Source organism: Rhodococcus daqingensis (assembly GCF_042665615.1).
Taxonomy (GTDB): Bacteria; Actinomycetota; Actinomycetes; order Mycobacteriales; family Mycobacteriaceae; genus Rhodococcus_G; species Rhodococcus_G daqingensis.
The window spans coordinates 392,173-414,501 of record NZ_JBHTCS010000024.1; the positions used below are offsets into that span (position 1 = coordinate 392,173).

A 22,329-nucleotide genomic window follows, 5' to 3' on the forward strand; every position below is an offset into this window, starting at 1 on the left:
CGCCCCACACCAAAATCAGCGCGTCTGCGCTGCTAGGAGGGGGTGTTCGGTGGTAGGAAAGTGTGGTGTCAGACGCAGAGAACACTCACGGCCCCGCCGAAGCGATCAATTCCGATCGAGGCCGGGCCGAGGCCGAAGTCGTCGATCTGGTCAGCGCACTGATCCGATTCGACACCTCCAACACCGGTGAACTCGCCACCACCAAGGGCGAGCGTGAGTGTGCCGAGTGGGTGGCCGCGCGGCTCGAGGAGGTCGGCTACGAGACCGAGTACGTCGAGTCCGGTGCGCCGGGCCGGGGCAACGTGTTCGCGCGGCTTCGCGGCGCGGATCCGTCCCGCGGCGCACTGTTGATCCACGGTCACCTCGACGTCGTGCCCGCCGAGCCGGCGGATTGGAGCGTGCATCCCTTCTCCGGCGCGGTCGAGGACGGCTATGTGTGGGGCCGCGGGGCGATCGACATGAAGGACATGGTCGGGATGACCCTTGCGCTGGCCCGCCAGTTCAAGGCGGAGGGCACGGTTCCGCCGCGTGACCTGGTGTTCGCCTTCCTCGCCGACGAGGAGGCGGGCGGCAAGTACGGGTCGCAGTGGCTGGTCGAGCACCGACCGGACCTGTTCGACGGCATCACCGAGGCGGTCGGTGAGGTCGGTGGCTTCTCACTGAGCGTGCCCCGACCCGACGGGAGCGACGCCAGGCTGTACCTGGTGGAGACCGCGGAGAAGGGGCTCGGCTGGATGCGGCTGACGGCGAAGGCCCGCGCCGGTCACGGATCCTTCCTGCACGAGGACAACGCCGTCACGATCCTGGCCGAGGCCGTCGCGCGGCTGGGCAGGCACACCTTCCCGCTCGTGGTGCCCGACTCGGTCGCCGAGTTCCTGGGCGCGGTGAGCGCCGAGACGGGGCTGGAGTTCGATCCGACCTCGCCGGACATCGACGGCACGCTCGAGAAGCTGGGGACGATCTCGCGGATCATCGGGGCGACGCTGCGCGACACCGCGAACCCGACCATGCTCAGCGCCGGGTACAAGGCCAACGTGATCCCACAGACCGCAGAGGCCGTCGTCGACTGTCGGGTGCTGCCGGGAAGGCAGGCGGCCTTCGAGCGTGAGGTGGACGAGCTGATCGGCCCGGACGTGACCCGGGAGTGGATCACCAAGCTCGACTCCTACGAGACGACCTTCGACGGGCATCTGGTCGATGCGATGAACGCCGCGATCCTGGCGCACGACGAGAACGGCAGGACAGTGCCGTACATGCTGTCCGGAGGGACAGACGCGAAGGCGTTCGCGAAGCTCGGGATCCGCTGCTTCGGGTTCGCGCCTCTGCAGTTGCCGCCGGAGCTCGACTTCACCGCCCTCTTCCACGGCGTCGACGAGCGGGTGCCCGTCGACGCGCTCGAGTTCGGTACCCGCGTGCTCGAGCATTTTCTCCATAATTGCTAGGGCCCATGCCAACTGATCAACCGCTTCAGCCCCGCCCACTCAATGCCGAAAGGGTCCCATCATGGCTTCCTCGCACAATCCTTACGACGCCCTTCCCGAGCTCCCGTCGTTCACGCTGACCTCGACCGACATCGAGGACGGTCAGGTTCTGGCCAACGCCCAGGTGAGCGGGATCTTCGGGGCAGGCGGGCAGGACATCTCGCCGCAGCTGTCGTGGTCCGGATTCCCCGCGGAGACGAAGGGCTTCGCGGTGACGGTATTCGATCCGGATGCCCCCACCGCCTCCGGTTTCTGGCACTGGGCGGTCGCGAACATCCCGGTGACGGTGACGTCGCTGGCGTCCGGCGCCGGGACCGCGGACGGGTCCGGGCTGCCCGAGGGCGCGGTGCAGTTGCTCAACGACGGCGGGCTGTACGGATACCTCGGTGCCGCACCGCCGGCCGGGCACGGCCCGCACCGGTACATCGTCGCCGTGCATGCGGTCGGCGTCGAGAAGCTCGACGTCGATACGGAGGTCAGCCCTGCCCGTCTCGGGTTCAACCTGTACAGCCACGCGATCGCGCGTGCCACGCTGACGGGGACCTACGAGCAGTAGCGCTCCGTTCGGTACGTGGGGGCCGTCGAACCGCACGATCGACGGACCCCACGCACCGCTACGACGACGGAGGAGTCGGTCGCGGCCGAACTGGACTGGGGGAGCGAGCATGGAGATTCGGAAGGTCGCGGACCGGCGCCCACCCGGCACCGGTGCGGCGCGCGTTTACGGGGAGCCGTACGAGACCGCCCAGGGCGCCACGATCATCACCGTGGCCAGGCTCGGCGGCGGCCGCTGCGGGACCCGCGATGTCGCGGCGGTGCCCGTCGGGGTGTTCGTCATCCACGACGGCGAGGTGGCCTGGGAACCCGCCGTCGACGAGACCCGAATAGCGTTGATGGCCTTGTCCATCGGCCTGGCGTCGGCGGTGTTGGCCACGCTGGCGGTCCTGCGCCGTCCGCCGTGGCCCGATTTGTCCCGACGTTGACGTCCGCGGGTCAGCTGCCGTGGGCGAGGGGGTTGAACACCACTCGGTACCAGTTGCTCGTGACGGGATCCTGAGTGCAGGGCACGAGGACGACGGCGCGCGAGGTCCGTTCGAGCATTTCGGCCTTGCTGCACAGATACTGCGCGCCCTCGCCGGAGGACTCCGATCGGTAGAGCGGCCCGAACTCCCACGGTTCGGCGTTCGCGGGCGCCGTGCCGAGCGTGGCCCCGAGGACGACGGGTGCCGCCAGCAGTACGAAGATCCTCGCGGTGCGCCTGGTCGCCTTCTTGTGCACGATTGCTCCTCGATTGACGATGGAGAGTGCTTCCTCTTGCACCGTCGCCGGAGAGGCCTGAAGTGTTACGGCCCGCCCGCCGCTCATGCGCTTCCTTCGACTAAAAATCTGAGGCACCAGGCGCATGTCGAACGAAATCGCGGGAGCTCCCTTCGTGCCGGAACTGCCGCCGGCGCCTGAAGAATGGGAGAGAAATCGGACATCGTGAGTTTCTGAGACAAGCACCTGGGGTCTTGTATTCCTATGAGACGACCACGTCATCGGATGACCAGCAGTCGAGGCGCGGAACTCGAAATATGGTGTGGCCTGTTCTCGTAGGCCCGGTCGTCCACGTCTGTCTCTGGGAAGCTGCGGTGGGCTCGGGACCACGCGGAAAATGGGTCCTGGATAGGGTGCCCTCGCAGGATCAGTGTGCAGGACGGGTATCCAGGACTGTTTGACGGCCGCCAGCCGAGGGAGTCGAGCGCCTCACTCACCGGAGTCCTGCTCTGTTTGATCGAGGCCGCGGCCTCTCGCCACCCTCTGTGGATTCGAGTGCACACCGCGGTCTCTGAAGGCGACACGGCCGGGCACGGAGGAAACAAGGGGATGGGTCGCTTCTGATGCAGGATCCAAGAGGATCCACACAACTCGGACGAAGAGGACACCAGGATGCGATTGATCTCCCGCGCCGCACTCGTTGCGGCGGCGTCGATTCCGCTGGCCGTGGCGGCCCCCGCGCTGGCATCGGCGGCCGCCGCCAGCGACGTCACCTACAGCTTCACCGTGAACGGATCGACGGTGACCAACTCGATCACCAACAGTTCCGGCACACCCCTGACCTGTCTGACTGCGCTCGCACCGGCACCCGGTGGCGTGCTGCCTCCGATCGCGGATGTCATCGGGCCCGGCCAATCGCTTGCCGCCCAAGGCGAAATCCAGACGGGCACCTCGATGCAGTCGGTCACGGACGTCCCCGACGGCTCCTATGTCGTCCTCGCTTCCTGCGGGCGCTACGACACCGACCCCGCTATGTGGGTCTCCGCCTACCCCGGGGTCGAGGAGTACCTGACGCAATTCCCGGTCACCGCGTTCACCGTGCAGCAGGAGTCGACGGTCGTCACCATCCCTCACCCTGATCCGGCCGGCCCAGACCTCGGCGCGATCTTCGGCAGCTGACCACCAGCTGACCACCAGCAACACCAGATCAACACGCTCAAACAGGAAGGGCCCCACCAGTGGCGGTGGGGCCCTTCCGTTGATCAGAGGCCGAGCAGGCGGGTGTTCAGCGAAGAACTTGGACTTCGAGGCTCTCGATCGCCGCGAGGGCGTCGAGAACCTGCACGCTGGAGCTAGCGACCAGTGTGTCGTATGAGTCCAACCCTGTTGCTGCACACCAACTAAGGGATTCCGGCTACCAGAAGCTCGGACTTCTCTCCAGTGCGAATGCGGTCGGCGAGCTAACGGCCTCGAGCGCTTTGTAGACCGTTGCGCCGTTCCGCACTGTCGCTGCCCCAGCCAGACGGTCCGTGATTAGATGTCGGTGTCCTCGAGAGTCCTGTTCTTCCTGTCGCGACGGTGAGCGTGGACCTGACGAAGAAGCTCGCCCTGATCGAGGTGGACCAGTAGCGCCACGGCAGTGGACGGGGTTCGCGCGCCCCAGAAACCTGTACGTCGTCAGCGAAGGCTCAGCGGGCGTCCGATGCGCCTCGTGCCCGGCGCTGCCGACGGCGAGCGACGAGCAGTGTCGTGACCGAACCGCCGATCGCCACTAGCAGCGCCACCACGGCGACGCCGAGATAGCGCCGCTCGGACGCCTCGCTGTACGGAAAGGTGTCTGCCCAGTCCAAACCGAGGCGCACGACGACCGCGCCGAGGAGCCAACTCAGGATGCACCCGGCGATGACGGGCACGAGACGCCTCACGTCACCGACTCAGGCCCGGTGCTCGGCCCCGACCGCCTCGGCGAGCGACGCGTACCCGGCCGCGCGAATCCGCTGCGCCAGGCCCTTGTGGATCCGGCGCATCCAGAACGGGCCGCCGTAGATGAATCCGGTGTAACCCTGGATCAGGCTGGCGCCCGCCAGAATTCGCTCCCACGCCTGGTCTGCGGTCTCGATGCCGCCGACCGAGATGAGCGTCAGGCGATCGCCGACCCGTGGGTACAGACGGCGCAGGACCTCCAGCGAACGGTCCGCGACGGGAGCGCCGGACAGGCCGCCCGCGCCGATCGCGGTGACCTCGGACTCCGGCGTCCGCAGCCCCGTCCGGCTGATCGTGGTGTTGGTGGCCACGATGCCCGCCAGATCGAGCTCGACTGCCAGGTCCGCGACCGCGTCCACATCCTCGTCGGACAGGTCCGGCGCGATCTTCACCAGCACCGGGACGTCCACCGAGTCGAGGACCGCACGCAGCAGCGGCCGCAGCGACTCGACGGCCTGCAGGTCGCGCAGCCCCGGCGTGTTCGGGGAGCTGACGTTGACGACGATGAAGTCCGCGAGCGGGCCCAGCAGTCGCGCGCTGGCCGTGTAGTCGGCATCGGCCTCGGCCGCGGGCACGATCTTGGTCTTGCCGATGTTCGCGCCGATCGGCACCCCGTTTCGCCGCTGGCGCAGCTGGTTCGCCGCGTGGCCCGCACCGTGGTTGTTGAAGCCCATCCGGTTGATCAGAGCGTGGTCGGCAGGCAGCCGGAACAGGCGCGGCGCTGGGTTACCGGGTTGTGCCTGTGCGGTGACGGTGCCGACCTCGGCGAAGCCGAATCCGAGAGGCCCCCAGGCGTTCACACCGGTCGCGTCCTTGTCGAACCCGGCGGCGAGTCCCAGCGGGGCGGGGAAGTCCACCCCGAACACCCGGGTACGCAGCACCGGGTCGGAGACGGTGAGCACCCTCGCGACCAGCGCCCGCACCGGGCCGACAGCGGTGGCGAGTCTCATGGCGCGGAACGCGAGGTGATGGATCCGTTCCGGCTGGACGAGAAACATCAGGCGAAGCAGCAAGCTGTACAACGGATCTCCCTAGATTCCGGTCGGGCGAGCGTGGGTGGCGAGTTCCGTCACGACTGTTCCTTGGTGTCGATCGACTGCACCCCGTCGCCGGCCGCGGAGCCGACGAACAGTGTCCCGGTGCCCGGGTCGACGGTCACCGCGTTGGGCTGGCGGACGGTCGGGAAGCGGCGCTTCTCGACCGGGATGCCGCTCGAGAGGTCGTAGCCGACCACTTCGTTGCTGCCGGTCAGGGTCACCCACACCAGGTTGGCGGCGTCGTCGTAGGCGATGCCGTACGGCGAGTTCGGGACCGGGAACCGCTGGCGCATCATCAGCGGGTCGGTGGTCAGTGCGATCAGCTCACCCCCGCGGGTGTCGGTGACGAGCACCCTGCCGAAGTGGTCGGTGGTGAGGTTGGTCGCGCCCTCACCCGCACGCAGCGCGCGGCCGAGGTGTGCCTCCGGGATGTCGATCTCGGTGACGGACGTCTGCCGCCGGTCGAGCGCGGTCAGCTGCTCGCCGGTGACGCCGAGGGCGTCGACGGACGCGAGCCCCGAAACGCGTTCGGACTGCTTGCCGTCCGGGTCGAGGACGACGACGGCGCCGTCGGCGGTACCGACCGCCGTTGCGCCGGAGTCGAGGAGGACCGCCGAGCGAACGTCGCCGTCGACCTCGACCGTGGTCACCTGACCTGAGGCCAGGTCCACCCGGGCGAACGCCCGGCCGGCGGGCACCAGCACCACGCCGTCGCGGGCGGCGCCGAGAGATGCCACCCCGCCGGGCAATCGGACCTCGCGGGGTGCGGCCGCCGGGTCGCCTGCGGACACCAGGAGGAGCCGATCGGCTTCGGGTGTGAGCAAGGCCACGGTGCCGGTGGTCGCATCGAAGGTCGCGGTCTCGACGGCGCCGGGAAGCGGTCGAACGGTGCCGGCGGGGGCCGCGACCGTGGCGGGCGAGACCGCGGCTGTCGCCGGTTCGATGGTCTTGAGCTTCTCCCCGCCGTTCTCCGAAGAACAGCCGGTGACCAGCAGTAACAGCGCTCCCGCCAGGAACGTGGTGGTGGTGCGTGCCGCCGGTACCCGCATGTACGTCTCCTCAGTCGCTACTTGGTGCCGGGGAGCCGAGGTCGTGGCGTGCCCGCCGCCGACCCGTCGCCCGATGTTCACCATGTTCGCTCCCTAGCATCCCTGATCTGGTTTCGTCTGAAGAATCCGACTCGGGCCTGTGCGGCGGATCGGGACTACCGTGGGTGCACCGGGGGGGCGGTCGTGGACCGCGGCGGGGAGGAGACGGCGTGGACGCAGACAGGACCTCAGGGTTCGCGGTGGAGGACCTGAGCGTCGGTCCGTATGCGCACGGATTCGGCACGAACGCCGACGGTCAGGCGTTTGCCTTCCGCGTTCGCCGCAGCACCCTCTTCGTCGAGGTGTACCGCGCGGATCTCGAGTCCACAGTCCCCGACAAGTCGGACGTGGTCGCGACGGCCGAACGCTCGATGGTCACGGTCGACCTGACCGATGAGCGCAGTATCGCCGCGGCGGTGCGGGACGCCGTCGCCTCGGCGGAGCCGGTCAACCACGGAACGGACACGGGGATCACCCTCCGGGCACTGCTCGGCCGGCTGAGCTCGGTGCTCGACCGGCTCTGAGGGCGTCTGGGCCTGCCGAGAGTGCAGCTGCCGTCGCGGCCACTCGACCGATGCATCCGCAGGTGCACACTCGGCTCAGCCCCGCTGCGGCAACACCAACTGCGCACCCGAATGCGGATGCGCGATCACCTCGACCGGGTGTCCGTACACGCGGCTGAGCAGCGACTCCGTCAGCACCTCCCGGGGGCTGCCGTACGCGGCCAGAGCCCCGGCCTCGAGGACGGCGACGGTGTCGGCGTACGCCGCAGCCAGGGCGAGGTCGTGCAGCACCACCACGACCGCGGTGCCGGCCCGGGCGCGCTCGCGGACCAGAGTCATCACAGCCTCCTGGTGACCGAGATCGAGTGCGGCAGTCGGCTCGTCCAGCAGCAGTGTCTCGGTGCGTTGGGCGAGCACCCGGGCCAGCGCGACGCGGGAGCGTTCGCCGCCGGAGAGGGCGGCGAAGGGTCGCTGCGCGAACGCGGCCACGTCGCACGCCTCCATCGCCTCGCGAACCGCGTCGGCGTCCTCTTCCCTGCGGACCGTCCGCGTCCACGGCGCGCGGCCCATCCGGACGACCTCGAGGGAGGTGAACGAGAACCCGACGGTGTGCTGCTGGGGGAGTACGGCCCGGCGCAGTGCCATCTCGGTGCCCGTCCACCGGGTCAGTGGCAGGTCGTCGAGTTCGACATGACCCTCGGCGATGTCCTGGTCGCCCGACAGCGCGGCCAGCAGGGTCGACTTGCCCGCGCCGTTGGGGCCGACGAGGGCGAGAACCTCACCGAGGCGGACGTCGAGTGACACCGATGTCAGCACCCTGCGATGGCCCCGGTCCACGCTGACGTCGACCGCACGCATGCTGACCGCCCCCGGTTCACGCCGCTCCGGTACCTCGAGCTCGCGCGCGAACAGGTTGCGCAGCCGCGCCGCCAGCGTCGCCATCAGGCCCACCCGCCCTGCTGACGGCGGGTCCGGCGCAGCAGCCAGAAGAAGAACGGCCCGCCGACCAGTGAGGTCAGCATCCCGAGTGGGAGGTCCGCATTGGGCACCAGGGTGCGGGCGCCCAGATCCGCGGCCAGCAGCAGAATCGCCCCGCACAGCGCGCTGGCCGGGATCAGCAGGCGGTGGCCCGGCCCCACGATCATGCGCATCAGGTGCGGCACCACGAGGCCGACGAACAGGATGATGCCGGTGAACGCCACAGAGGAGGCGACGAGCAGCGCGACGACCACGACCGCGAGCTGACGCACCCGTTCGACGTTCACCCCGAGGTGCCCGGCCGCGCTCTCGCCGAGTGCCAACAAGTCGAGCTTGGTCGCCATCGCCATGGTCACCGCGATGCCGACGGCGGCCATCGGCGCGACCACTGCCACCGAATTCCAGGTCGAGCCGTTGAGGCTGCCGAGCTGCCAGAACACGATCTGATCGCGGGCGGCGGGCGAGGCGGCGAACGTGAAGAAGGCGATCAGGCCGCCCGCGAACGCGTTGATCGCGATGCCGGTCAGCACCAACGTCACCACCTCGGTGCGGCCCTCGGACCGCGCAAGCAGGTACACCAGGGCGGTGGTGGCGAGGCCCGCGACGAACGCGGCCGCGGCCACCGAGGGGCCGGCCACGAACGCGCCACCGGTGACGATCACGGCGCTCGCGCCCACGGCCGCGCCCGCCGAGACACCGATGACGCCGGGCTCGGCGAGCGGGTTCGCGAACACGCCCTGCAGCAGTGCACCCGCGCAGGCGAGTCCGGCGCCGACCACGATCGCCATTGCGACACGCGGGAACCGCACCTGCCAGAGGGTCACATCGCCGCTGGGGTGAGCGGGCATCGGACCAATGTCGAGACCGATGCGGTGCAGGATGCTCCCGATCACTTCCATCGGCGCGGTCGGCACCTGCCCGACGCAGGCCGAGATCAGCGCGAGCACGCCGAGGGCGATGGCCAGCACGGCCAGTACCGCACCGCCGCGGAGCCGCCCGCGCGGCGGCCTGACAGCGGGGTCGGCCGTCGCGGTGGTCACTGGGCGGGCTGGCCGTAGACGGCCGACGCCAGCGCCTTCAGGACGCTCCCGGTGCGCGGGCCGAAGCTGAGCAGCGCGCCGTCCTCCATGTCCACGATCCGCTGGTTGCGACCGGCGGGGGTCTGCGCGATGCCCGGGATGGCGGTCAGCCCCTCCACCCCGCCGATGGATTCGAGGCCGCCCGTCATCATCAGGAACACGTCCGGTGCCGCCGCGATCATCGCCTCGCTGGTGATCGGGGTGAAGTCCTTGGTGAGTCCGGCCGCGGTCCCCGCGTCGGTGGCCCCGAGCCCCTCGATCAGCGAGTCGGCGCCCGACCCGGGGCCGGCCAGCATGGTGATCGCGGGCCCGCGCATGTAGAGAAAGGCGATGGTCAGCGGGTCGGCGTTCGAGGGCACGAGGGCGGCGGCGTCGGCGATCTCGGCGGCGGTCCGCTCGCGCAGCGCGGTGCCCTCGGCGGGCACCCCGAGCGCGTCGGCGACGGCCTGGATCTGGTCCGGAACACTCTCCAGCGAGCGGCCGGGGTCGAAGTACACGACGGGGATGCCCGCCGCCCGCAACTGGTCCTGCACGGCCCTCGGCCCGATGCTGGCATCGGTGAGCACCACGGTGGGGTGCAGGTTCAGGATGGCCTCGGCGGAGAGCTGGCGGCCGCTCGGGGTGACGTTGGGGATCGACTCCACGGCGGGGAACTTCGCCGCGATGTCCCGGCCGACGAGGCGGTCACCGAACCCGAGCGCGTAGACCGTCTCGGTGAGGGTGCCGTACTGATCCGCCGCGACGATCCGGCTGGTGTCGGTGATCGTCACGTCGACGCCGTCCGCGCTGCGCACGGTCACCGGCAGCGTCGAGACCGGGTCCTCGGCGATCGGTGTTGGGTCGAGGCTCTCCAGGGTGGCGGTGGTCCGGCCGGTCTGCGTACCGGTGGGCGCGTCACCGCCGGACGCGCAGGCGGCGGTCATCGCCGTGGCCGCGAACGCGATGGCCAGCAGTCGCGCGCCCCGAACCTTGAGTGGCCAGATCATTTGTACTTTGGCGCGGATACCCCCTCGTTTACGGGGGAGAGAAAGCGCCATCCTCCTGTCTCAGGTTGTGTAGGGAAGATCTGTCGGCGGCCTTGGCTACGTTGTCGGCTATGGATGAAGTGGTGCGGTACAGCTACCGGCTGCGGCCTGGTGCAATCGCTGAACGTGCCCTGACCTCGGAGTGGCATCGGTGCCGGTTCCTGTGGAACGAGGCTGTCCACCAGCAGAAGTCGGGTGGCAAGCCGACCTTTGGCAAGTTGAGCAGACTCCTCACCGACGCCCGCTCCCGCATCGGGTGGCTGCGGGAGGGTTCGCAGGTCCCGCAGCAGCAGATGTTGCGGACCTATGCCCACGCGCTCGACCAGTCGTTCACGGTCAAGGGGCGTGGCCGTCCGACGTTCAAACCGCGCAGGAAGACGTTGCCGTCGTTGGAGTACACGCGGCGAGGGTTCAGTCTCCGTGACGGCCGGTTGGTTCTGCCGAAGGGGATCAGCATTCCGGTGATCTGGTCGCGGGAGTTGCCATCCGACCCGACCAGCGTGCGCATCACCCAGGATTCGCTCGGGCACTGGTACGCCTCGTTCGTCGTCCGCCGCGACGCTCCGACCGCACCCGAAGTCGACGGTGGGATCGGGATCGACTGGGGCGTGAGCACCACGGCCACGGCCACCGACGCCGAGTTCGACCTGCCGTATCTCGGGCACCGCAAACGGTGCACCGCCGAACTCGCCAAGGCACAACGCACGATGTCGCGACGCCACAACGGGAGGCGCGGCCCGCAGTCCAACGGCTACCAGCGGGCCAGACGAGGCGCCGCGAAGTTGCAGAAGAAGGCTGCCCGCCAGACGCAACATGAGTCGCGGGCGTGGGCCAAACGAGTTGTCGACAACCATCAGATCATCGCGGTGGAGGACTTCACCCCGAAATTCCTGGCGAAGTCGACGATGGCCCGCAAGGCCGCGGACGCCGCTATCGGCGCCGCGAAGCGGGAACTGATCGAGCGTGGCACGCGGGCTGGCCGGAAGGTGGTGGTGGTTCAGCCCGCTTACACGACGATGACGTGTTCGAGTTGCTTCGCAAGAGCCAAGCAGCGACTCGGACTCGCCGAGCGAACCTTCCGATGCTCCGACTGCGGCTACACCGGCGGTCGGGACCGGAACGCCGCCAGGGTGATCCTGGCTGTGGCAGAACGCGGCCACACTCGCGTTGACGATGTCAGTCAATCGGATCACCTCCCTCGGGTGGGTGGTTCGGTTGCGGTCTGAGCTTGAAATCTCCTGCCGATAGGGAAAGAGAAGCGTTAACTGACGAGGTAGCTCTCGATCTCGGCTTCGAGGTCGGCAAACAGGTCCCCGTTGAGCTGGTAGGCCAGGTTCACCTCGTCGATCAGGCGCTGCTGCTCGTCGGCGGACAGTGGCGCGGCGTCGAGCTTGCCGCGGTAGGCGTCCTTGTACAGCTTGGGCTTCTCGATCTGATCGAAGATGTAGAACCGCAGCCCATCGGTGGTGTAGCCGTATGCGCGCTCGAGCATCCGGCGGATGATCTGGCCGCCGGACAGGTCGCCCATGTACCGGATGTAGTGGTGCGCGACGAAGCCGGCGGGCCAGTCGAACGCGACCTCGTTGAGCCGGTCCACATATCGGGTGGTCGCGGGCAGCGCGGTGACCTCGTCGCGCCAGCTCGCGCCGAGCAGGAACTCCAGGTCGGCCTCGAGCGCCTCGGTGCGCAGGAGTTCGTCGCCGAGGAACGGGGAAGCGATCGGGTCCGACGCATGGGCTCGGCCCGCCTCCTCGAGCGCGAGGTAGACCAGGTAGGTCTGGCCGAGCAGGGCCGCGTGCCCGGCGCTGGTCAGCTTGCCCGCGAGGAGGTCGCCGATGAAGCGCGACTGCTCGGTCTGGCGGTGTGCCGCGTCCGTCTGCGTCCTGATCCGCTCGGCCAACCCGGTCGCATCATCCGCGGCGGCGACGCCGGAATCGAGCACTGTCATCGTTTCTCCTGTAGCTCTTCGGGATCGCGGTTCGTACAAGGTTAGCCTGCCCTAGTAGAACGTGTGTCCAGGGCAGACCAGGAGACCCACCGATCCGGGTCGATCGCGACCACGGGTCCCGCGGGTGGCGACGCTGTGTACTGCGGGTACTTCCTCACGAGCGCGTCGATGCCGGTCCGACTCCGCGTGTCGTCGGCGAGCACGCGCGCCGCGCCGTCGACCCGGATCCACCAGAGCCGCGACCAGTCCTCGGCGTACTCGTCGACCAGCAGGCTCACCCGCCCGGTCGCGGTGATGTTGTCGAGCCGGCGCAGCCGTCGCGTCGACTTGGGTTTTTCGTCGACCGCCGTGAAGATCACCCCGTCCGCCGTCGCGAACACCACCGGCACCAGGTGCGGCTGCCCGTCGGCGCCGACCGTGGCCAGCCTCGCGACCCGCGCTCGCTCGAACCGGCTGCGAAGCTCGGCCTGCGGTATCGACGGCGGTGGCACCCCCTCAGCGTAGGTCGCCACCCCGCCGGACGCGGGCTGTCAGGCGCTGACGTCGTCGAGGGCAGCGGCGATCGCGGCCGGAAGCTCCAGGTCCTCCGCCGCCAGCACGCCGGTGTGCTGGGCGTAGTCCCTGGCGCCGACAATGGCGCTCGCCACCCCGGGCCGGTCGCAGACCCACGCCAGCGCCACGGCCAGTGGCGAGGCCCCGAGCCCGTCGGCCGCGGTCACGACGGCCTCGACGACCCGGGCCGTGTGGTCGTTGAGGTACCCGGCGACCAGGTCCGCACCGGATTCGGTTGCCCCACGCGAATCGGCGGGGATGCCGTCGCGGTACTTGCCGGTGAGCACCCCGCCGGCCAACGGGACCGCGGCCAACAGGCCGATGCCGTGGTGGTCCGCGGCGGGGATCAGCTCGTCCTCCACCCCGCGGGCGAGCAGGGAGTACTCCGCCTGGGTGGCGATGAGCTTGGTGCCCGCCGCGGCGGTCGCCAGCTGCCAACCCAGGTGGCCGCGGGCGCCGACGTAGCGGGCCCGGCCGGTCGCCACCGCGAACTCGAGCGCCGAGGCCACCTCCTCGACCGGGGTGAACGGATCCCAGGTCGCGACCTGCCACAGGTCGAGGTGGTCGGTGCCCAGTTCCTTGAGCGTCGCGTCGAGCTGACCGATCAGGGCGCGCCGCGAGCAGTCCAGGCGTTCGCGGCCCGGATGGATCCCCGCGCTGCTGCTGAGCACCAGCTGACTGCGCGGCACCACGTCGTCGAGCAGTTCGGCAAGGATCCGCTGCGACACGCCGTCGCCATAGAACGGTGCCGAATCAACCAGGGTGCCACCGGATTCCGCGAATCCCATCAGCTGGGCCGCGGCCTCGACGCCGTCCGTGTCCCGACCCCAGCCGAGCGTCCCGAGTCCGATCCGGGACACGCGGAGCCCGCTGTCGCCGACCGCGCGCTGCCTCATATTTCGATCACCACAAGTACGGGAGCGTAGTGCGGCCGCGCGCGCCGCGCCCAGGGGCGCGCCGGGTACGGTCGCTCCCGTGAATCTTCTTTGCCGCGTGTGCGTGTCCCCGGGAGTCTGCCTGTGATCGTGGAATCGATGACGTGGCTGCAGACCATCGTCCTCGGAGTGGTCCAGGGACTGACCGAGTTTCTTCCCATCTCCTCGTCCGGTCACCTCCGGATCGTGTCGGAGCTGTTCTGGGACACCGACGCCGGTGCCTCGTTCACCGCGGTGACGCAGCTCGGCACCGAGGCCGCGGTGCTCGTGTACTTCGCCAGGGACATCGGCCGGATCGCGATGGCCTGGTTCCGCGGCCTACTCGACGAGAACAAGCGCGGCGAGCACGACTACAAGATGGGCTGGTACGTCATCGTCGGCACCATCCCGGTCGGCATCCTCGGCTTTCTCTTCAAGGACCAGGTCCGCACCGGGGCGCGCAACCTGTGGCTGGTCGCGACGATGCTCATCGTCTTCGCGCTGGTGATCGCCGCGGCCGAGTACTACGGGCGCAAGCGCAGGCCGATCGAGCAGCTCACGCTCAAGGACGGCGTGATCATGGGTTCGGCCCAGGCACTGGCCCTGATCCCCGGGGTGTCGCGGTCCGGCGGCACCATCAGCGCCGGCCTGTTCCTCGGCCTCACCCGTGAGGCGGCCGCTCGCTACTCGTTCCTGTTGGCGATCCCCGCGGTCACCGCGGCCGGATTGTTCAGCCTCCCCGACGCATTCGCCCCCGCGGGTGAGGGACTCAACGCGAGCGGGGCCCAGTTGATCGTCGCGACCCTCATCGCGTTCGTCATCGGGTACATCACCATCGCGTGGCTGCTGCGCTTCGTGGTCAACCACTCGATGTACTGGTTCGTCGGCTACCGGATCATCCTCGGTCTGCTGGTGTTCGGGTTGCTGGGCACGGGTGTGATCTCGGCGACCTAGTCTGGTCCCATGACAGTGATCCTGCTGCGGCACGGGCGGTCGACGTCCAACACCTCGGGCACCCTCGCCGGCCGGACCCCAGGCGTCGACCTGGACGACCACGGCCGGGAGCAATCCCGTGCCGTGGTGGACCGGCTCTCGGGTGTGCCGCTGGCCGCGATCGTGCGGTCCCCGCTGCTGCGCTGCGAGCGGACCGTCGAACCGCTGGCGCGGGATCGGGACCTGGACCCGATCGCCGACGAGCGACTGATCGAGGTGGACTACGGCCAGTGGACGGGCCAGGCGATCAAGGAGCTGCTGGAGGAACCGCTGTGGAAGGTGGTGCAGCAGCACCCATCCGCGGCGGTGTTCCCCGGCGGCGAGGGCCTGGCTCAGGTCCAGGCCAGAGCGGTCGCCGCGGTCCGTGACCACGACGCCCGGCTCGCCGAGGAACACGGCGGGGACGTGCTCTGGTTGGCCTGCACCCACGGCGACGTGATCAAGTCGGTGCTCGCCGACGCGCTCGGCACGCACCTGGACGGGTTCCAGCGGATCGTGACCGAACCCGCCTCGGTGAGCGTGGTGCGCTACACCGCGACCCGGCCCTTCGTGCTCCGGATGAACGACACCGGCGACCTGTCGGGGCTCAACGGCAGCGCACCCGCCACGGGCGCGGTCGTCGGGTCGTCGGATGCGGTTCCCGGCGGCGAAGTGGGAAGGTAGGGGTAGGCGGATAATGAGATCGGGACCCACGTCCCGTCGCGGATGCGACCCGCGTCGGGGTTTCGCCGGACCACGGTTACGGATAGCGACCACTCGAACAGACGGAGGTGCTGATGTCCCGCGCGATACACGTTTTCCGCACCCCTGATCGATTCATTGCCGGCACCGTCGGCGAGCCAGGTGACCGTGCCTTCTATCTCCAGGCGATCCACGAGTCCCGGGTGATCAGCGTGCTGCTGGAGAAACAGCAGGTGCAGGTCCTCGCCGACCGGATGGGACTGCTGCTCGACGAGGTGCATCGCCGGTTCGGCACTGCTGTGCCGCCGCAGGACGTCGAGCTCGAGGACGTCAGCCCGTTGATGACGCCGATCGACGCGGAGTTCCGGGTCGGCACGATGGGTCTCGGGTGGGACGCGGACGCCGGGTCGGTGGTCGTCGAACTGCTCGCGGTCAGCGAGTCCGAGTTCGACGAGTCGGTGGTCCTCGACGACGCCGAGGACGGGCCGGATGCCGTCCGGGTGTTCCTGACGCCGGAGCAGGCCAGGGCGTTCGCGTTGCGGTCCGAGCGGGTGATCGCGGCCGGGCGCGCGCCGTGCCCGCTGTGCGGTGAGCCGCTGGCCCCGGAGGGCCACGTCTGTATCCGCACCAATGGCTACCGTCGCGGCGCGAGCTTCGAGCGCATCGACGACCTACCCGAAGAGGAATAGCTGTTGACCGCCGACCGCCTCGAGGACGAGGAGTCCGAGTTGTTGCACACCGGCGAACTGTCAGTGCTGGGTCGGATCGTGAATGCGAGCAACGCCACGTTGGTGTGTGAGGCCACGGCGAACGGGCAGAGCGTTCGATGCGTGTACAAGCCGGTCCGGGGAGAGCGTCCGCTGTGGGACTTTCCCGATGGCACCCTGGCCGGGCGCGAGGTCGCGTCCTACCTGATCTCGGAGGCGCTCGGGTGGGGCGTGATCCCGGAGACGATCCTGCGGGACGGTCCCTACGGGCCCGGCATGGTCCAACGCTGGGTGGAGACGCCGGAACCGACCGGCGAGTTGGGCGAGCGGATGGCGTTGGTCGACGTCTGCCCGCCGGACCAGGTGCCGGTGGGGTGGTTCGAGGTGCTGCTCGCCTACGACGGCGACGGCGAGCGGGTGGCGCTCGTCCACGCGGACGACCCGCGGTTGCAGCGGATGGCCGTCCTCGACGTCCTGCTCAACAACGCCGACCGCAAGGGTGGCCACGCGCTCGAGGGCATCGACGGTTCGGTCTACGGCATCGACCACGGCATCTGCCTGCACACCGAGGACAAGCTGCGCACCGTGCTGTGGGGGTGGGCAGGTCAGCCGGTGCACGGCGGGCTGCTCGCCGACGTCGAGGCCCTCGCGGAACGGCTGCGGGGTCCGCTGGCCGGGCAGTTGCGCGAGCACATCACGGGCGAGGAGGTCCGAGCGCTGGTGGCGCGGACCGACGGCATGCTCGCCGATCCGGTGATGCCGCTGCCCGGCGGGAACCGGCCGATCCCGTGGCCTGCCTTCTAGCGGGAACGCGTTCCGGCCGACTCCGAGCCCTCCGATAGGCTCGTCCCATGCAGTCCTGGTCCGACACAGCCATTCCCTCCGTTCCCGGTCAGGGTCCGCCGCTGCGGCTCTTCGACACCGCGGACCGCCGGGTCCGGCCGGTCACCCCGGGCGAGACCGCCACCATGTATGTGTGCGGGATCACCCCCTACGACGCGACGCACCTCGGGCACGCCGCCACCTACCTGACCTTCGACCTGGTCAACCGGCTCTGGCGCGACTCCGGGCACGAGGTGCACTACGTGCAGAACGTGACCGACGTCGACGACCCGCTCTTCGAGCGTGCGGCCCGCGACGGCGAGGACTGGGTGGTGCTCGGGATGCGGGAGACCGCGCTGTTCCGCGAGGACATGGAGGCCCTGCGGGTGCTGCCGCCCCGCGACTACATCGGTGCCGTCGAATCGGTGAACGAGGTCGTCGAGATGGTGGAGAAGCTGCTCGCCGCCGGCGCCGCATATGTCGTCGACGACGCGGAGTACCCGGACGTCTACTTCCGGGCCAACGCCACCGAGCAGTTCGGCTACGAGTCCGGGTACGACCGCGACACCATGGAGCGGTTCTTCGCCGAGCGCGGTGGAGACCCCGACCGGGCGGGCAAGCAGGACCGCCTCGACGCGCTGGTGTGGCGCGCCGAGCGGCCGGGCGAGCCGTCCTGGCCGTCCCCGTTCGGCCCCGGCAGGCCGGGCTGGCACGTCGAGTGCTCCGCGATCGCGCTCAACCGGATCGGCTCCGGGTTCGACGTCCAGGGCGGTGGCAGCGACCTGATCTTCCCGCACCACGAGTTCTCGGCCGCCCACGCCGAATCGCTTGTGCTGGACCGGCGTTTCGCGCGGCACTACGTGCACACCGGGATGATCGGCCTCGACGGCGAGAAGATGTCGAAGAGCCGCGGCAACCTGGTCTTCGTGTCAAAGCTGCGCGGCGAGGGCGTCGACCCGATGGCGATCCGGCTGGGGCTGCTGTCCGGGCACTACCGCACCGACCGTGCGTGGACCGGCGACGTGCTCGCCGCGGCCGAAGAGCGGTTGGCGCTGTGGCGCCGCGCCGCGGCGCTGGGGTCCGCGCAGTCCGCGGAGGACACCATCGCCCGGCTGCGCCAGCACCTGGCCGACGACCTGGACACCCCGAAGGCGATCGACGCCGTCGACGCCTGGGCCCGGTGGGCCGTGGACCACGGCGGCTCGGACGAGTCCGCGCCCGCCGCGTTCGCGGACGCCGTCGACGGGTTGCTCGGGGTGTCGTTGCGCTGAGCTGCGCCTCCGTCACCGTCGACTAGGGTCGACGCCGTGGGGGAACAACGGGATCGAATGCTGCTCGGTGAGCTCTACCGCGACAACGACGAGGACCTGGTCGCGGAGCGGAAGGCGTGCCAGCGCCTGCTCGACCGGTTCAATGCCACCGGGGCCGACGAGGATTCGTTGCGCCTGGACCTGCTGGGCCGGCTCCTCGGGTCCATCGGCGAGGGCTCCTGGATCATGCCGCGATTCCAGTGCGACTACGGATCGCTGATCACCATCGGTACGAACAGCTTCCTGAACTACGACGCGATCCTGATGGACTGCGCGCCGATCACGATCGGGAACGACGTGTCGATAGGCCCGCGCGCGCAGCTGCTCACCGCGCTGCACCCGATGTCCGACCACGAGGCGAGGCGGCAGCGGTGGGAGTCGGCGGCGCCGGTCGTGATCGGCGACAACGTGTGGCTGGGTGGCGGAGTCATCGTCTGTCCCGGCGTCACCATCGGGGACGACACGGTGATCGGCGCCGGCTCCGTGGTGACCAAGGACGTTCCGCCGCGGGTGTTCGCGGCGGGCAACCCGTGCCGGGTGATCCGGGACCTGCCGTAGCTGGTTGTCTCCTTGAAAGGTGTACCACCGACGCGTGCATCAAACCTTCCGTGGTGGCCCCGGACGTATTTCGGATTAGGCTTTGGCCCATGAAGGCGGCGTGGCCGCTGACCGGGCGGGGAGAGGAACTGCGGTTCATCGATCGTGCCCTGCGGCGGGAAGACGGGCCGGGTGGGGTAATGCTCGCAGGCGCGGCGGGGGTGGGCAAGACCCGGCTGGCGCGGGAGGCGCTGGCGGTGGCCGCGCGGCGGGGAGCGGTGGCCAGGTGGGTTCCGGCGACGGCGTCCGCGCGGGTGCTACCGCTGGGCGCGTTCGCCGGGGTGCTGACGGTGACGGGCCGGGATCAATCGCGGGTGGTGCAGCGGGCCACAGCGGCGCTGGTGGACGGAGCGGGCACCGCCGGAGTTGTGGTCGCGGTCGACGATGCGCACCTGCTCGATGACCTGTCGTCGCTTCTTGTGCAGCACCTGGTCATCCGCCGGGCCGCGACCGTGCTCCTGACCGTGCGCAGCGGGGAGCGAGCGCCGGACGCGATCACCGGTCTGTGGAAGGACGGGTACCTCGACCGGTGCGAGGTGCAGCCGCTGTCGGAGGCCGAGACGGCGGAGTTGCTCGAGATGGTGCTCGGGGGCCCGGTCGACAGCGCCACCGCGGCCCGCCTGTGCGCGTTGGCTCGGGGCAGCGCACTGTATCTGCGGCAGCTGGTCGACAGCGGTGTCGAGTCCACCCGGCTGCGGGAGATCCGCGGGGTCTGGCGGTGGGAGGGGCCGCCCGTGGTGTCGTCGGGCCTGTCCGAGCTGGTCGAGGCCCGGATGGGGAACCTGTCGGAACCGGTGCTGGATGTGGTGGACGTTCTCGCCTTCGGCGAGCCGCTGCCGTTGTCCCTGCTCGTCGGGATGACCGACCCGGCCGCGGTCGAGTCGGCCGAGGCAAGCGGTGTGGTGACGGTGGCCAGCGACGAAGAACCGTTGCAGGCGCGCCTCGCGCATCCGCTGTACGGGGAGGTGCGGCGGATGCGGACCGGCCCACTGCGGGCGGCCCGGGTGTGCCGCCGTGTTGCGCAGGCGCTCGGGGAGGCCGACGAGCACGGCGGCGCGGATGTTCTGCGCCGGGCAGTGCTCACGCTCGAGGCCGATGCCGCGTTGGGCGCCGAGGGCGAGGCGGATCCGGACATGTTCACCGCGGCCGCCCAGCGGGCCCTCGAGCTGTGTGACGCCGCCCTGGCGGCGCGGCTCGCCGATGCGGCGGTGCGCGCCGGCGGCGGGTACATTCCACACTTCCTGCTCGTCTACGCCCTGTGCCTGGGTAATCAGGGCGACGATGCCGAGCGTGAGGCGGCGGCGCTCGCGCTGCGGGCGGCCACCGACGAGCAGCGGGTGCAGGTCGCACTCTTGCGGGCGGGAAATCTGTTCTGGAGACTCGGCCGGCCAGACCAGGCCGAGGCCACGCTGGACGCGGTCGACCCGCTCGCACCGGCAATCGACGTCGGGGCCGAGGTCAGTGCATTGCGTGCAGCGATTTCAGCTGATCTCGGCCGGCCGGAAGACGCGATCCGCGCCGCGACGAAGGCGCTCGAATCACCGTCGCTGCCCGATCTGGCGGTCGGGATGGCGAGCTGGGGTCTGACGTTGGGGCTCGGGGTGGTGGGCCGTGTCGACGAGATCGGACCTGTCATCGACCGGGCTGCCACCGCGGCGGCCCGGATAGCGGAGGGGCGGCTGCTGCTGCTCCGTGTCAAGTTCTTCCAGATCAATGTGTTGCGCCTCGGGGGATACCTCGACGAAGCCGAAGCGCTTGCGCGTGAGCAGCGTGACGACACCGGGGAGGTACCGGGCATCGGAACCGTGGCGGCAGTGTTCCTCCTGGGCTACACAGCGCTCGGGCGTGGAACGCTGCGCTCCGCGCAACGACTCCTGCGAGAGGCGCACACCGGATTCGGAGCATGTGATCAGCCCGTCTGGGCGTTCCTGTGTCAGCTGAATCTGACGCAGGCGGTGGCCATGTCCGGTGCCGCGGTCGCCGCCGAGCGGGAACTGGATGCCCTCGACGGGGCCATCCGCGATCGCCGGGCGCCGAACGCCTTCCACTGGATCCGACCGGAGATCATCCTGGCCCGGGCGTGGGTGGCGGCTGCCCAGGGCACGGTCAGCCAGGCCATCGGACTGGCGCACGAGGCCGCCGACACCGCGAGGGCGACGGGGCAGCTCGCGCACGAGGTCTTCGCGCTGCACACCGCGGTGTCCTTCGGTGACCGCACCGTCGCCGAACGACTGACCGAACTCGCCACGCTGGTGGACGGGCCACGGGCACCCGCCGCCGCGGCGCACGCGGCCGCACTCGCGGCCGACGACGGGCACGCCCTGCTCGAAGTGTCCCAGCGGCTCGAGCAGATGGGGGACCTGCTCGCGGCAGCCGATGCCGCCGCGCAGGCGACCACCGCCTACACCCAGCACGGGCTGCGCGGGTCCGCGACCGCCGCCGCCGCGCGTGCGCACCGGCTGGCGAAGGACTGCGAAGGCGCCCGGACCCCGGCGCTGGCCCTCGCGGCCCGGCCGCTGCCGCTGACCGCCCGGCAACGCGAGATCGGTGCGCTGGTGGCCCAGGGGCTGTCCAACCAGCAGATTGCCGACCGCCTGACGATGTCGGTCCGCACCGTCGAGGGACACATCTACCGCGCTGGCACCAAGCTGGGGTTCACCAACCGCGCGGAGTTCGCCGCCCTTATCCGTGAAGAGTCTCCCGGGACCTGAGGCCGGACCGACCCGCCACAACCGGCTCCTCACTCCTGCCAGGTGGGGTAGCGCGCTGCTCCCTCGATCGACAGATGGGGTAGTGCGCTGCACCCTCGGTCAACAGATGGGGTAGCGCACTACTCCCTCGATGACTCCTCCTCCTGCCGAGAATTGTTTCGATCCCATTGGCACACCGACAATCATGGAGGCGATCAGGATGTCATGGTCCGATTTCCACGCACGCACCGCAATCATCACGACGGTTCTGGAGCGCGCAGCGGCTGACGCGCAGTCGCCGCTGCTGTTCGCCAACCTGCCAGACGTCGGACGTCTCTTCGGTGGTATCGATGGCCTCATCTTGGCCCTGCAGCACCGCTGGACCAATCACTTTGCCGCGAAGCTGGACCAGGCGATCGAAGACGGAAACCCGCCGAGCATGGCGTGGGACGAGCTGGCGGCTGAGCAGCCGGCCTTGCGGGCCGTGCTCGACGCGCACGGCCCGTACTCGCCGCAGCGGCGCTCGGCCCGGCGGGCCGAAGATGCCGAGTCAACGTCCGCCCCGACGAAGGTGCGCCCAAGCTGAAGGAGCTGGCGGCGTACCGGCACATCGAAGGGTTCGCGGTCGCTGAGCACGAGCACGCGACCCGAGGCAGGGTCACCTCATTTCGGATCGGAGCCCGC

24 protein-coding genes are annotated in these 22,329 nt (G+C 69.7%); 14 read left to right on the forward strand and 10 right to left on the reverse strand.

The window, feature by feature from the left end; translation table 11 throughout:
- Positions 1-104: 104 nt before the first annotated feature.
- The 3 genes from ACFQS9_RS21090 (at position 105) to ACFQS9_RS21100 (ending at position 2,464) form a co-directional block, all read left to right on the forward strand.
- Complete coding sequence (locus ACFQS9_RS21090; RefSeq protein ID WP_378408335.1) at positions 105-1,442, forward strand: M20/M25/M40 family metallo-hydrolase; 1,338 nt, start codon at positions 105-107, stop codon at positions 1,440-1,442.
- A 61-nt stretch (positions 1,443-1,503) separates the two neighbouring features.
- Positions 1,504-2,037 (forward strand): YbhB/YbcL family Raf kinase inhibitor-like protein, encoded by a 534-nt coding sequence (locus ACFQS9_RS21095; protein WP_378408216.1) that lies wholly within the window; start codon positions 1,504-1,506, stop codon positions 2,035-2,037.
- 109 nt (positions 2,038-2,146) lie between these two features.
- Positions 2,147-2,464 carry a hypothetical protein gene (locus tag ACFQS9_RS21100; protein ID WP_378408218.1) on the forward strand — a complete coding sequence of 106 codons (318 nt, stop codon included), beginning with the start codon at positions 2,147-2,149 and terminating at the stop codon, positions 2,462-2,464.
- Positions 2,465-2,474: 10 nt separating this feature from the next.
- Here the strand turns inward: ACFQS9_RS21100 and ACFQS9_RS21105 are convergent, their stop codons facing one another.
- Entirely contained in the window at positions 2,475-2,759 is a 285-nt protein-coding gene (locus tag ACFQS9_RS21105; protein ID WP_378408220.1) for a hypothetical protein, read from the reverse strand.
- 651 nt (positions 2,760-3,410) lie between these two features.
- On the opposite strand from ACFQS9_RS21105, the gene ACFQS9_RS21110 reads away from it, so the two are divergent.
- Entirely contained in the window at positions 3,411-3,917 is a 507-nt protein-coding gene (locus tag ACFQS9_RS21110) for a hypothetical protein (RefSeq protein ID WP_378408222.1), read from the forward strand.
- A 509-nt stretch (positions 3,918-4,426) separates the two neighbouring features.
- Here ACFQS9_RS21110 and ACFQS9_RS21115 read toward each other — a convergent pair.
- Genes ACFQS9_RS21115 through ACFQS9_RS21125 form a run of 3 tightly spaced genes read right to left on the reverse strand, consistent with a single transcriptional unit; the run spans position 4,427 to position 6,807 of the window.
- Positions 4,427-4,663: a hypothetical protein gene (locus tag ACFQS9_RS21115; RefSeq protein ID WP_378408223.1), complete on the reverse strand. Its 237-nt coding sequence runs from the start codon at positions 4,661-4,663 to the stop codon at positions 4,427-4,429.
- Between the two features lie 9 nt (positions 4,664-4,672).
- Complete coding sequence (locus ACFQS9_RS21120; protein ID WP_378408225.1) at positions 4,673-5,743, reverse strand: quinone-dependent dihydroorotate dehydrogenase; 1,071 nt, start codon at positions 5,741-5,743, stop codon at positions 4,673-4,675.
- Between the two features lie 47 nt (positions 5,744-5,790).
- Positions 5,791-6,807, reverse strand: coding sequence for a hypothetical protein (locus ACFQS9_RS21125; RefSeq protein ID WP_378408227.1), 1,017 nt, complete (start codon positions 6,805-6,807; stop codon positions 5,791-5,793).
- 209 nt (positions 6,808-7,016) lie between these two features.
- Here ACFQS9_RS21125 and ACFQS9_RS21130 point away from each other — a divergent pair, with 209 nt between their 5' ends.
- Positions 7,017-7,370 (forward strand): hypothetical protein, encoded by a 354-nt coding sequence (locus tag ACFQS9_RS21130; protein ID WP_378408229.1) that lies wholly within the window; start codon positions 7,017-7,019, stop codon positions 7,368-7,370.
- 75 nt (positions 7,371-7,445) lie between these two features.
- On the opposite strand, the gene ACFQS9_RS21135 is transcribed toward ACFQS9_RS21130, so the two are convergent.
- Genes ACFQS9_RS21135 through ACFQS9_RS21145 form a run of 3 tightly spaced genes read right to left on the reverse strand, consistent with a single transcriptional unit; the run spans position 7,446 to position 10,392 of the window.
- The gene (locus ACFQS9_RS21135) at positions 7,446-8,291 is read right to left on the reverse strand and encodes a heme ABC transporter ATP-binding protein (protein WP_378408231.1); all 846 of its coding nucleotides are present in this window, start codon (positions 8,289-8,291) and stop codon (positions 7,446-7,448) included.
- A complete protein-coding gene (locus ACFQS9_RS21140) occupies positions 8,291-9,367 on the reverse strand; it encodes a FecCD family ABC transporter permease (protein ID WP_378408233.1) in 1,077 nt (358 codons plus the stop codon). The genes ACFQS9_RS21135 and ACFQS9_RS21140 overlap by 1 nt, the downstream gene beginning before the upstream one ends.
- Complete coding sequence (locus ACFQS9_RS21145) at positions 9,364-10,392, reverse strand: heme/hemin ABC transporter substrate-binding protein (RefSeq protein ID WP_378408235.1); 1,029 nt, start codon at positions 10,390-10,392, stop codon at positions 9,364-9,366. Before ACFQS9_RS21145 ends, ACFQS9_RS21140 begins: the two co-directional genes overlap by 4 nt.
- Positions 10,393-10,502: 110 nt before the next feature.
- On the opposite strand from ACFQS9_RS21145, the gene ACFQS9_RS21150 reads away from it, so the two are divergent.
- Entirely contained in the window at positions 10,503-11,657 is a 1,155-nt protein-coding gene (locus ACFQS9_RS21150) for an RNA-guided endonuclease InsQ/TnpB family protein (RefSeq protein ID WP_378408237.1), read from the forward strand.
- A 35-nt stretch (positions 11,658-11,692) separates the two neighbouring features.
- On the opposite strand, the gene ACFQS9_RS21155 is transcribed toward ACFQS9_RS21150, so the two are convergent.
- Genes ACFQS9_RS21155 through ACFQS9_RS21165 form a run of 3 tightly spaced genes read right to left on the reverse strand, consistent with a single transcriptional unit; the run spans position 11,693 to position 13,827 of the window.
- Complete coding sequence (locus ACFQS9_RS21155) at positions 11,693-12,379, reverse strand: biliverdin-producing heme oxygenase (RefSeq protein WP_378408239.1); 687 nt, start codon at positions 12,377-12,379, stop codon at positions 11,693-11,695.
- 41 nt (positions 12,380-12,420) lie between these two features.
- Positions 12,421-12,855, reverse strand: coding sequence for a TIGR03668 family PPOX class F420-dependent oxidoreductase (locus ACFQS9_RS21160; protein WP_378408337.1), 435 nt, complete (start codon positions 12,853-12,855; stop codon positions 12,421-12,423).
- A 54-nt stretch (positions 12,856-12,909) separates the two neighbouring features.
- A complete protein-coding gene (locus ACFQS9_RS21165) occupies positions 12,910-13,827 on the reverse strand; it encodes an aldo/keto reductase (protein WP_378408241.1) in 918 nt (305 codons plus the stop codon).
- Between the two features lie 126 nt (positions 13,828-13,953).
- Between ACFQS9_RS21165 and ACFQS9_RS21170 the strand changes: the two genes are divergently transcribed.
- The 8 genes from ACFQS9_RS21170 (at position 13,954) to ACFQS9_RS21205 (ending at position 22,231) form a co-directional block, all read left to right on the forward strand.
- Positions 13,954-14,799 (forward strand): undecaprenyl-diphosphate phosphatase, encoded by an 846-nt coding sequence (locus ACFQS9_RS21170; protein ID WP_378408339.1) that lies wholly within the window; start codon positions 13,954-13,956, stop codon positions 14,797-14,799.
- Positions 14,800-14,808: 9 nt separating this feature from the next.
- Positions 14,809-15,501, forward strand: a complete 693-nt coding sequence (locus ACFQS9_RS21175; RefSeq protein WP_378408243.1) for a histidine phosphatase family protein — start codon at positions 14,809-14,811, stop codon at positions 15,499-15,501.
- Positions 15,502-15,614: 113 nt separating this feature from the next.
- On the forward strand, positions 15,615-16,208 hold the full coding sequence (locus ACFQS9_RS21180; RefSeq protein ID WP_378408245.1) for a DUF3090 domain-containing protein: 594 nt from the start codon (positions 15,615-15,617) through the stop codon (positions 16,206-16,208).
- A 3-nt stretch (positions 16,209-16,211) separates the two neighbouring features.
- Complete coding sequence (locus ACFQS9_RS21185) at positions 16,212-17,030, forward strand: SCO1664 family protein (RefSeq protein ID WP_378408247.1); 819 nt, start codon at positions 16,212-16,214, stop codon at positions 17,028-17,030.
- Positions 17,031-17,077: 47 nt separating this feature from the next.
- Positions 17,078-18,319 (forward strand): cysteine--1-D-myo-inosityl 2-amino-2-deoxy-alpha-D-glucopyranoside ligase, encoded by a 1,242-nt coding sequence (mshC, locus tag ACFQS9_RS21190; RefSeq protein ID WP_378408249.1) that lies wholly within the window; start codon positions 17,078-17,080, stop codon positions 18,317-18,319.
- Positions 18,320-18,355: 36 nt separating this feature from the next.
- Complete coding sequence (locus ACFQS9_RS21195) at positions 18,356-18,916, forward strand: sugar O-acetyltransferase (RefSeq protein WP_378408251.1); 561 nt, start codon at positions 18,356-18,358, stop codon at positions 18,914-18,916.
- 89 nt (positions 18,917-19,005) lie between these two features.
- Positions 19,006-21,666 (forward strand): LuxR C-terminal-related transcriptional regulator, encoded by a 2,661-nt coding sequence (locus ACFQS9_RS21200; RefSeq protein WP_378408253.1) that lies wholly within the window; start codon positions 19,006-19,008, stop codon positions 21,664-21,666.
- A gap of 184 nt (positions 21,667-21,850) precedes the next feature.
- Positions 21,851-22,231, forward strand: coding sequence for a hypothetical protein (locus ACFQS9_RS21205; RefSeq protein WP_378408254.1), 381 nt, complete (start codon positions 21,851-21,853; stop codon positions 22,229-22,231).
- Positions 22,232-22,329 lie beyond the last annotated feature (98 nt).